Source organism: Pseudomonas sp. CK-NBRI-02 (assembly GCF_008124495.1).
In the GTDB taxonomy this organism is placed as follows: Bacteria; Pseudomonadota; Gammaproteobacteria; order Pseudomonadales; family Pseudomonadaceae; genus Aquipseudomonas; species Aquipseudomonas guariconensis.
Genome location: NZ_VSJH01000031.1, coordinates 174098 through 184773, shown reverse-complemented (window position 1 = coordinate 184773; position 10676 = coordinate 174098). Strand labels below are relative to the sequence as shown.

The following is a 10676-nucleotide window of genomic DNA, read 5'->3' as shown; positions in this document are numbered from 1 at the left end:
TCCGATCGCCTGATCGAGCGTAACAACCGCGTCGCCGAGGGTGGTTCCGATCGCCTGATCGAGCGTAACAACCGCGTCGCCGAGGGTGGTTCCGATCGCCTGATCGAGCGTAACAACCGCGTCGCCGAAGGCGGTTCCGATCGCCTGGTAGAACTTGGCCGCATGGGCTGATCATCATGGCCAAGAACAACAACCCGCCAAGCAATACCTGCTCCCCTCCAAGCCCGGTCCATTGACCGGGCTTCGTTTTTTTATCTAGAGTGCCCAGCCGTACAGTCACAGAATACGTCCCATGCTGCCGCGCGCCGAACAGAAGCTACAGACACGCCAGGCCCTGCTCGATGCCGCCTGCCAGCTCATGGAGAGTGGCCGGGGTTTCGGCAGCATCAGCCTGCGCGAAGTAGCCAAGGCCGCGGGTATCGTCCCCACCGGTTTCTATCGGCATTTCACCGACATGGACGCCCTGGGCCTGGCCCTGGTGGCCGAGGTCGATGCGACGTTCCGCCAGACCATCCGGATCGTGCGGCACAACGAGTTCGAACTCGGAGGCATCACCGACGCTTCGGTGCGGATATTCCTGGATGTGGTGGCAGCCCACCGCGCGCAATTCCTGTTCCTGGCCCGCGAACAGTACGGTGGCTCCCAGGCCGTGCGCCAAGCCATTGCTCAACTGCGCCAGGGCATCAGCGCAGACCTCGCCACCGACCTGGCGCGCATGCCGCGTTGGCAGCATCTGGACGGCGCCGCACTGGCAGTGATGGCAGACCTTGTGGTCAAGACCGTGTTCGCCACGTTGCCCGAACTGATCGACAGCCCTGACGCCGCGAATCCACAGGCCCTCACCCCGCAGGAAAAGATCACCCAGCAACTGCGCTTCATTTTCGTGGGTGCGCGCCACTGGCAAGGGTTGGGAAATCCAGGCTGATCATTGCCAACAACGGCAAAGTACCGGCGCGAGCGCCCTGCAACCCCATTCTGCTACCATGGCGCACTGCCCGATTGCGACGAGCGCCTTCATGTCCGACCCCCGCCCCACCCTGCCCGAACTGGCTCGCTTCAACCAGCACTTCGCCGACTGCATCGTGCCACTGTGGCAAGGTCCGGGCTGGAATGCCGAACTGGCCCTGCCCTTTGAAGCCCTCGATGGCGAACACCGGCCCATGCCCGTGCAGCGCTACCGCGCCATGGCCTGTGCCCGGCAGCTGTACCTGTTCAGCAGCCGGATCGAGCAACCGGGCGCGGCCGAGCGGGCGGCGGCGCTGTTCCGCTCGCTGCAACGGCATTTCCACGATGCCGAACATGGCGGCTGGTTCTACAGCATCGATGCCGAAGGTCGGCCACTGGACCGGCGCAAGGACCTCTATACCCATGCCTTCATCGTCTTCGCATGCGCCCATTACTGGGGCAAGGTGCGCGAGGGTCTGGTGGAGTCCGCGCTCAACGCCGCCCTGGATATCGTCGCCGAGCGCTTCGCCCGGGATGACGGGCTGTATGAGGCCAGCCTGGGCGAAGACTGGTCGGACCTGGGTAGCGGTCCCCTGCAAAATCCTCAGATGCACCTGACCGAAGCCTTCCTGCAGACCCTGGCGGTGCGCGAGGACGACGCTGTCGAGCATGCCTTGTTGTCGCTGTGTGAAGCGCTGCAGGCGCGCTTCGTCGATCCCGTCCACGGCTTGATGCTGGAGAAACCGAACGGGGCTGTGGATAACTGGTTCGAGCCGGGGCATCAGTTCGAATGGTTCTATCTGCTCGACACCTCGCCGCTGCTGCGTGGCACCCCGCTGCATGCCTCCATCGATCGTGCATTCATCTATGCCGAACAGTCCGGCGTTAAGGATTCGGCAGTGTTGGCCATGCTGGATGTCGCGGGTAAGGTGATCGACCCCACCCAACGCATTTGGGCGCAGGCGGAATACCTGCGAGCGCTGGCGTTGCGGCCGGGGAGCGCGGCGAAGTTACTGGCGCAGTTGCAGGCGCTCGAGGGTCGGTTCCTGCATGCCGGAGGCTGGTATGAATGCCGCGATGGCCAAGGCGAGGTCAGCAGGCACGACATGCCGTCCACCACGCCCTACCATTTGGCGACGTGTCTGGAAGGCCTGCAGGCTGCCTGTGCGGACAACACTTCCCTCTGCTGATCGACCGCCATGCCCCCTCACCATTGTTCTTCCATCTCGGAGGAACAATGGACATGAAAAACAACGATTTTGCAGCATTCGTGGAAACGCAGATCGACAGGGCGGCCCAGAAGATCATCGACAGCAGCAATCAACGCTACGATGAACACGCCCATGGGAAACTGAGCTACCTGCTGAGCTTGCGCCGCGTGATGAGCCAAAAAGCCACCGCCGAGGATCTCGGCCGACAGGACGCCATCAACGATGTGCTTCAAGCCCTGAACATCATCGAGCCCAACAAAACCTACTTGTCACTGATCAAATAAAGTATCGACGGCACTGCGAGAACCGGCCAAAGCCGGTTCGCGTCCGTTCAGTCCTTGCTCGAGCGGTGGACCGAAAAACCAGCCCAGTCCTGGCTCACCGGCATCAATTCGAGACTGTTGATATTGATGTGCGCCGGTTGGGTAAGCATCCAGAAGATGGTTTCTGCAATGTCCTGGGGCTGGATCGCTTCGGCGCCCGCGTAAGTGGCATCGTACCGCGCCTGGTCCCCGCCGAAGCGCACCAGCGAAAACTCGCTCTCGCACAGTCCTGGCTCGATGTTGCTGACACGCACGCCGGTGCCGCGAAGATCGCAGCGCAGGCTCAATGAAAACTGCCCGACGAACGCCTTGGTGCCGCCATAGACATGGCTGCCCGGATAGGGATAGTTGCCCGCCACCGAACCTACGTTGAGGATACTGGCCCCACGGCCATGGGCAATCAGGCGTGGCAACAGCAGCCGGGTGGTGTACATCAAGCCCTTGATGTTGGTGTCGACCATGGTTTCCCAGTCGTCCAGGTCGCAGTCCTGGGCAGGTGACGCGCCCAGTGCCAGGCCTGCGTTGTTGACCAGGCCCTGCAGCTTGTCGAAAGTCGGCGGCAGGCTGGCGATCGCCTGTTCCATGGCCTGGCGATCACGTACATCGACCGCAAGACCATGCACTAGGGTCTTGGCCGACAGCTCGGCACACAGGGCGTCCAAGCGCTCCTTGCGCCGACCGGTGAGCACCAGCTTCCAACCTGCCTCAGCGAAACGGCGGGCGGTGGCTTCACCAAAGCCGGACGTCGCGCCGGTGATGAATACGGTGGATGTCATGCGCATCTCCTTCACGGTGGATTGTCGTCGACAGATGCTCAGCATGGTCTGCTGCATCGTCTCCAGCAAGCGCACCCCATGCTGGTCAATAAATAGCCAATACCTTGAAACCCTTGTAATAGACAGGCTCAACGCACCTATACGCACCTTATCCACAAGGCTTTCCCCACGGATTGGGGGCAACTCGTCATCCTGAATGAACGCAACGTTGTCCAGCGGGTCTGTGGAGCGCTTTTCGGTGATGGCCCAACGCTTTCAATGGTGCCGCTTGCAGCGGTCTGTCCAAGGCTTTTTCACAGAGTTATCCACAGCCTTCGCCAAACATCGACACGCTGTTTGCGGACTGCGCGGCTGCAGTAAAAACGTCCTCAAGCCTGACCTGGTCAAAAAACATACAGCTGCCTGTAAGGCGCGCCGGTAAAGGCGTAGAGACACCTGCCACCATGTTTTCCACAGGCGGTTCCACACGATCCGTGGACAAAGCGAAGCCTGTGGAAACAATGACTTGCGAAGGGATTCTGCGGGCCCTCGTGCAGGGTATGCGACAAGTTGTCCACATTGGCGTGAACAACCGGGCCGCGCTGCGGCCCGGTTACTGGGTCAGTGTCCGCCGAGGTAGGCGTTGCGCACTTCCTCGTTGACCAGCAGCTCCTGCCCCGTACCGCTCATGCGGATCTGGCCGTTGACCATCACATAAGCCCTATCGGAGAGCTTCAGCGCATGGTTGGCGTTCTGCTCCACCAGGAAGATGGTCATCCCTGTCTTGGCCAGCTCGCGCAAGGTCGAGAAGATCTGCTTGACCACGATCGGCGCCAGCCCCAGTGACGGCTCGTCAAGCAGCAGCAACTTGGGACGGCTCATCAATGCCCGGGCGATGGCGAGCATCTGCTGCTCGCCGCCGGACATGGTCATGGCCCGCTGGTTACGACGCTCCTTGAGCCGCGGGAACAGTTCGTACATGCGCTGCATGTCCTCATCGGCATGCTTGTCGCCAATCGGGATGGTCCCCATCATCAGGTTTTCCTCGACAGTCATGTCGGGGAACACCCGGCGTCCTTCCGGCGACTGGGCAATGCCGTTGGAGGCGATGTAGTGCGAGGACTTGCGGGTGATGTCGGTGCCCCGGTAGACGATCTGCCCGGACGCGGCCCGGGGCTGGCCGAAAATCGACATCAGCAAGGTCGACTTGCCGGCGCCGTTGGCCCCGATCAGGCTGACCGTCTCGCCTTCGTTGATGTGCATGCTGACTTTCTTCAGCGCCTGGATGGGCCCGTAGAACACATCCAGGTCCTTGAGCTCGAGAATGGGTGCACTCATACCAGTTCCTCTTCGTCGGCACCCAGGTAGGCGGCGATTACCGTCGGGTTGTTGCGGATGTCCTGCGGCGCACCTTCGGCAATCACGTTGCCGTGGTCGAGCACCACGATATGATCCGAGATGCTCATGACCATGCCCATGTCGTGCTCGATGAGCACCACGGTGATGTCGTGTTCATCGCGAAGCACGCGGATCATGCGGCTCAGGGCTTCGGTTTCCTGGGGGTTGAGACCGGCAGCCGGTTCGTCCAGGCAGATGATCTTCGGCCGCGTGCACATGGCCCGGGCGATCTCCAGGCGACGCTGCTGTCCGTAGGACAGCTCGCCGGCCAGGCGATTGGCGCAATCGACCAGATCGACCACCTCCAGCCAGTAGAACGCATGGTCCAGGGCATCGCTTTCGGCCTTGCGGTAGGCCTTGGTGTTGAGCACGCCAGCCAGCAGGTTGCGGTTGACCCACATGTGCTGGGCCACCAGCAGGTTCTCCACCACCGACATTTCCTTGAACAGGCGAATGTTCTGGAATGTCCGGGCCAGGCCTGCGCGGTTGACCAGGTGGGTACCGCCGAACATCTTGTAGTACAAGCGATTGGCAAAACGCGCCGGGGACACGAAATCCGCCGCCTGGAAACGCTCGCCGAGCAACTGGATCACATTGGTGCGGCCACCGCGCACGTTCAGTTCGATGCGCCCGCCACTGGCCTTGTAGAAGCCGGTCAGGCAGTTGAACACGGTGGTCTTGCCGGCGCCGTTGGGGCCGATCAGGGCGAAGATCTGGTTGCGCCGGACCTTCAGGCTGACATCGCTGAGCGCTTTGATGCCGCCGAACTGCATCATCAGGTTGTCGACCGAGAGAATGATATCGTCGCTCATGGCGCCACTCCTTTACGCGGGGTCACACCGGCACGGCTGATGCGGATCAGCCCTCGCGGTCGCCAGATCATCATCAGCACCATCAGCACACCAAACAGCAGTACCCGGTATTCAGAGAAGCTGCGCAGCAACTCAGGTGCCACGGTCAGCACGAACGCGGCAATCACCACGCCTACCGTCGAGCCCATGCCGCCGAGCACCACGATCGCGAGAATCAACGCCGATTCGAAGAAGGTGAACGAAGACGGGTTGACGAAGCCTTGATAAGTGGCGAAGAACACCCCAGCCAGGCCTGCGGTGGAAGCGCCCAGGGTAAACGCCGATAGCTTGACCAGTACGTGGTTCAGGCCCATCGAGCGGCAGGCGATCTCGTCCTCGCGCAGCGCCTCCCAGGCCCGGCCGACCGGCATGCGGGTCAGACGGTGCTTGATGTACAGGACGGCCAGCACCACGATGAACAGCACTGCATAGATGAACACGAACTTAAGGTTGGCGTTGTATTCGAAACCAAAGAACTCGTGGATGGGCACTCCGCCATCCTTGGCCCTACGGCCGAACTCAAGGCCCATGAAGGTCGGCGCCGGTGCCGGCATGCCGTTGGGGCCACCGGTGAACGACAGCCAGTTGTTCAACACCAGGCGGATGATCTCCCCAAAGCCCAAGGTCACGATCGCCAGGTAGTCGCCATGCATGCGCAACACGGGGAATCCGAGTATGCACCCGGCCAGTGCCGCGGCGATGGCCGCCAGTGGCAGCACACTCCAGAAGCCCAGGCCAAGGTACTGGTAGCCCAGGGCCAGACCGTAGGCACCAATGGCGTAGAACGCCACGTAGCCCAAGTCGAGCAGGCCCGCCAGACCTACCACGATGTTCAGGCCCAAGCCCAGCAGCACGTAGATCAGGCCGAGGATGACCACGGTGAGCAGGTACTTGTTGGCAAAGACCGGAAACACGATGGCGATGACGATCAGCGCCGGAATGATGTAACGCAGCCGTGATTTGTAGTCAGGCGCCAGCACGTGCACGCCCGAGCCGCCACTTTCGAAGCCCTGGAGCATGCGCTGCCCCGAGGCGGTCTGCAAAAACAGGCTGAGCAGGAAGCGCCCCAGCATCACCCCTCCGACCAGCCAGGCCACGCGACGGGGTTCGGCATTGAAGCTGTAGCCGTCGAGCACCACGCCGACGACAGGGCCAAACACGATCAGGGCGAGCAGGCCAGCGACGATGGTCTCCAGCAGGCTGCGCTTGATATCGAAACCGGAAGAAACAGTATTGGCAGCAGACATGTTCACACCTTAGCCACGAGCGGGCGACCCAACAGGCCTTGGGGACGGAAGATCAGAATCATCACCAGCAGTGAGAAACTGAACACGTCCTTGTAGTCGGAGTTGATCAGGCCGGAGAACAACGACTCGGAGATCCCCAGGATGATCCCGCCAAGCATGGCGCCTGGGAGCGAGCCAATGCCGCCGAGCACCGCGGCGGTGAACGCCTTGATGCCGATGATGAAGCCGGCATAGAAGTCGAAGGTGCCGTAGTTCATGGTGATCAGCACGCCTGCGAGGGCAGCCATCACCGCACCGATGACGAACACGTAGGAGATCACCCGGTCGGTGTTGATCCCCAGGATCGAGGCCATCTTGCGGTCTTGCTGGGTCGCGCGGCACATGCGGCCGAGCTTGGTGTACTTGATCACATAGGTGAGCAGGGCCATGCCGACGAAGGCCGCCACCAGGATGAAGATCTTGGTGTAGGTCAGTTGCACGAAGCCGGTCCCCACTTCGACGCGCCAGGCGCCTTCGAGCAGGGTGGGCACGCCTTGCTGGCGGGCACCCTGGCTGATCTGCGCGTAGTTCTGCAGGATCAGCGAGATGCCGATAGCACTGATCAGCGGTGCCAGGCGGGTGGAGTTACGCAGGGGCTTGTAGGCGATGCGCTCGATGGTGAAGCCATAGATGCCCGTGACGACGATGGTGAACAACAAGGTTCCCAACATCAGCAGCGGAAACGACTCGATACCGAAGTAGGCCAGCAATGCCAGGCTGATCGCCGCGAGGTACGCGGAGATCATATACACCTCGCCGTGCGCGAAGTTGATCATGCCGATGATGCCATAGACCATTGTGTAGCCGATGGCGATCAGACCATAGACAGACCCGAGGGTCAGTCCATTGATCAGTTGCTGCAGGAAAATACCATCCATAACGCAATCTCACCTGATTGAGATTGCACGAGCGCCGACCACGGCGGACCACCGCTGAAGCGGCCCTCGCAGCGCAGAACTGTGCAGATCTACGGATAAAGACAGGTACCGCGGGGCTGCGGCCCGGAGCACTGCGCATCCGGGCCGGTCGCCATTGTTATTTTTGTTTTTCCAGCTGGTGGTACTTGCCGTTGGCATCCCACTGGTAGACCACGTAGTCGGAGACGGTCAGGTCGCCCTTGTTGTCCCACTTCTTCTCGCCCATGACGGTCTGGACCGGGTTGGCCTTGAGCCACTTGGCAGCATCTTCGCCCTTGTTCGACTTAGCGCCGTTGAACGCGGCAGCCAGGGCCTGAAGGGAAGCGTAGGCGTACAGGGTGTAGCCCTCAGGTTCGGTACCGGCCTTGCGGAACTCCTCCACCACCGCCTTGCTGTCAGGCAGCAGGCGCGGGTCGGCACCGAAGGTCATGTACACGCCATTGACGTACTGGGCACCGCCAGCGGTGGCTACCAGTTCGTCGGTCACGATGCCGTCGTCGGACATGAACTTCACATCTTTCAGACCTTGTTCGCGCAGTTGGCGTACCAGTGGGCCGGCTTCTGGGTGCAGACCACCGAAGTAGACCACGTCGGCACCGGTGGAACGAATCTTGGTGACCACCGCGCTGAAGTCTTTCTCGCCTCGGGTCAGGCCTTCGTACAGCACAGGTTTCACGCCACGTTTTTCAAGCTGCGCCTTGGTCGCATCGGCCAGGCCCTGACCGTAGGTGTCCTTGTCGTGCAGGACAGCGACTTTCTTGCCCTTGAGTACATCGACGATGTAGTCGCCGGCCACGATGCCCTGCTGGTCGTCGCGACCGCACATGCGGAACATGGCCGAGAGCCCTCGCTCGGTCACCTGAGGGTTGGTCGAGCCTGGGGTGATGGCGATCACGCCAGCTTCGTCGTAGACCTCAGAGGCCGGGATGGTGTTGGAGGAGCAGAAGTGACCGACCACGCCGATGACTTTGTCCTGGTCGACCAGACGGTTGGCCACGGCCACGGCTTGCTTGGGTTCGCAGGCGTCATCGCCCTTGACCAGGATGATCTTCTCGCCGTTGACCCCACCTGCGGCGTTGATCTTGTCGGCTGCCGCCTGGGCACCTTTCATGTACTGCTCGCCAAACGCTGCGTTGGCACCGGTCATCGGGCCTGCGACGCCGATCTTCACATCGGCCTGAACAAACGAGGAAACACCCAGTGCCGAAGCTACGGCGAGAGCCAGGAAACCTTTCTTGTAAAACGTCTGCGACATGAGGTGGTGCTCCTTAGAGTTTTTTTGGTTGGCACTACAACTTTCAGCACTGAGCTCAGAGCAAGCGCCGTGCCAGCAGATTTGTCTTCGTCGCAAAACGCAGTGAGAGAGCGGACTAAAGGCGACCGACGGCCTTTTCTTTATTGAGCGTGCAACCGTCTAACCTAGACAAGTCGCAACCCTGCTGGCCATTCTGGGCAACCGCTCGGCGCCATCATTGCAACCCTGGCAAGTGTTTACGTGCAACCGCCCTGTAACAGGGCGACGTCACCGAACTGCACACTGCAAGTGCACAACTGCTACAGGGGGCACCGTTACGAGGCGGCGCAGTGTGTAGGAAAGTGCCCGGATCACGGGCGACAAAAGCGCCAAATCGCGGGACAAGCCCGCTCCGACAGGGGCTGCCCGGGCCGAACCGCACGGGCCGTTACCGAAGCCAATGTGCTCACGACGGCGCAAACGCTGGCACAATGGCGCGGATTCCGCGCGCCTGCTTTGTGACGCGAGCGCCGCCACTTGGAGCCCCTCAATGAGCGAGAGCGCATTTGCCGAGCGCATCGTGCACAACCTGCTCGACACCGACTTCTACAAACTGACCATGATGCAGGCTGTCCTGCACAACTACCCGGATGCAGACGTGGAATGGGAGTTCCGCTGTCGCAACGGCGAGGACCTGCGCCCGTACCTCGACGAAATCCGCAAAGAAATCGAACACCTCAGCGACCTTAGCTTGGACGAAGGTCAGCTGGCCTTCCTCGAGCGCATCAGCTTCCTCAAGCCCGACTTCCTGCGTTTTCTTGGGCTGTTTCGTTTCAACCTGCGTTACTTGCGTATTGGCATCGAGAACGATCAGCTGTTCTTGCGCCTGCGTGGCCCATGGCTGCACGTGATCCTGTTCGAAGTGCCGTTGCTTGCCATCATCAGCGAAGTGCGCAATCGTCATCTGCACCCACGCATGCGCCTTAGCGAGGCGCGTGATCAGTTGTACCGTAAGTTCGACTGGCTGCGTGCCCATGCCAGCGACGAGGAGCTGGCCGAACTGCAAGTGGCCGACTTCGGTACCCGGCGGCGCTTTTCCGGTCGAGTGCAGGAAGAAGTGGTACGGGTGTTGCGTGATGACTTCCCAGCGCGCTTCGTCGGCACCAGCAACGTGGACCTGGCCTGGAAGCTGGATGTCAGGCCCCTGGGCACCATGGCCCATGAGTGGATCATGGCCCACCAGCAACTGGGCCCTCGGCTGATCGACAGCCAGATCGCCGCGCTGGACTGCTGGGTCCGCGAATACCGCGGGCTTTTGGGCATCGCCTTGACCGACTGCATCACCATGGATGCCTTCCTGACCGATTTCGACCTGTACTTCGCCAAGCTCTTCGACGGGCTGCGCCATGATTCCGGAGATCCGGTAGCCTGGGCGGAGAAGGCCATCGCCCATTACCGAAAACTGGGCATCGATCCGATGACCAAGACGCTGGTGTTTTCCGACGGCCTGAATCTGACCCGTTCGCTGGAAATCTTCCGCGCCTTGCGCGGTCGCATCAATGTCAGCTTCGGTATCGGCACCAACCTTACCTGTGACATTCCTGGTGTAGCGCCGATGAGCATCGTGCTTAAAATGACCGACTGCAACGGCTCGCCGGTGGCCAAGATCTCCGACGAGGCCGCCAAGACACAGTGCCGTGACGAGAATTTCGTCAATTACCTGCGCCACGTATTCAAAGTCCCCAGCAAGGAGTAA

General features: G+C 61.1%; 10 protein-coding genes and 1 pseudogene. 5 read left to right on the top strand and 6 right to left on the bottom strand.

Annotated features, from left to right (window positions below):
* The 4 genes and pseudogenes from DQ397_RS24785 to DQ397_RS19090 all read left to right on the top strand — a co-directional run.
* Positions 1-171 (top strand): annotated as a pseudogene (locus DQ397_RS24785) (phage infection protein); the annotation flags it as partial.
* Between the two features lie 121 nt (positions 172-292).
* On the top strand, positions 293-925 hold the full coding sequence (locus DQ397_RS19100) for a TetR family transcriptional regulator (RefSeq protein WP_043211922.1): 633 nt from the start codon (positions 293-295) through the stop codon (positions 923-925).
* Positions 926-1016: 91 nt separating this feature from the next.
* The gene (locus DQ397_RS19095) at positions 1017-2135 is read left to right on the top strand and encodes an AGE family epimerase/isomerase (protein ID WP_043211925.1); all 1119 of its coding nucleotides are present in this window, start codon (positions 1017-1019) and stop codon (positions 2133-2135) included.
* 53 nt (positions 2136-2188) lie between these two features.
* Positions 2189-2440 carry a hypothetical protein gene (locus DQ397_RS19090; RefSeq protein ID WP_043211929.1) on the top strand — a complete coding sequence of 84 codons (252 nt, stop codon included), beginning with the start codon at positions 2189-2191 and terminating at the stop codon, positions 2438-2440.
* Positions 2441-2487: 47 nt separating this feature from the next.
* Here DQ397_RS19090 and DQ397_RS19085 read toward each other — a convergent pair whose 3' ends face one another.
* From DQ397_RS19085 to DQ397_RS19060, 6 genes are all read right to left on the bottom strand, one after another.
* Entirely contained in the window at positions 2488-3255 is a 768-nt protein-coding gene (locus DQ397_RS19085) for an SDR family oxidoreductase (protein ID WP_043212011.1), read from the bottom strand.
* A 600-nt stretch (positions 3256-3855) separates the two neighbouring features.
* Positions 3856-4572, bottom strand: coding sequence for an ABC transporter ATP-binding protein (locus tag DQ397_RS19080; protein WP_043211932.1), 717 nt, complete (start codon positions 4570-4572; stop codon positions 3856-3858).
* Positions 4569-5444 (bottom strand): ABC transporter ATP-binding protein, encoded by an 876-nt coding sequence (locus DQ397_RS19075; protein ID WP_043211934.1) that lies wholly within the window; start codon positions 5442-5444, stop codon positions 4569-4571. The genes DQ397_RS19080 and DQ397_RS19075 overlap by 4 nt, the downstream gene beginning before the upstream one ends.
* On the bottom strand, positions 5441-6730 hold the full coding sequence (livM, locus tag DQ397_RS19070) for a high-affinity branched-chain amino acid ABC transporter permease LivM (RefSeq protein WP_043211937.1): 1290 nt from the start codon (positions 6728-6730) through the stop codon (positions 5441-5443). The genes DQ397_RS19075 and livM overlap by 4 nt, the downstream gene beginning before the upstream one ends.
* 2 nt (positions 6731-6732) lie before the next feature.
* Entirely contained in the window at positions 6733-7647 is a 915-nt protein-coding gene (locus DQ397_RS19065) for a branched-chain amino acid ABC transporter permease (RefSeq protein ID WP_043211939.1), read from the bottom strand.
* A gap of 157 nt (positions 7648-7804) precedes the next feature.
* Entirely contained in the window at positions 7805-8941 is a 1137-nt protein-coding gene (locus DQ397_RS19060) for a branched-chain amino acid ABC transporter substrate-binding protein (RefSeq protein ID WP_043211941.1), read from the bottom strand.
* A 529-nt stretch (positions 8942-9470) separates the two neighbouring features.
* Here DQ397_RS19060 and pncB point away from each other — a divergent pair.
* Positions 9471-10676, top strand: a complete 1206-nt coding sequence (gene pncB, locus DQ397_RS19055; protein ID WP_043211943.1) for a nicotinate phosphoribosyltransferase — start codon at positions 9471-9473, stop codon at positions 10674-10676.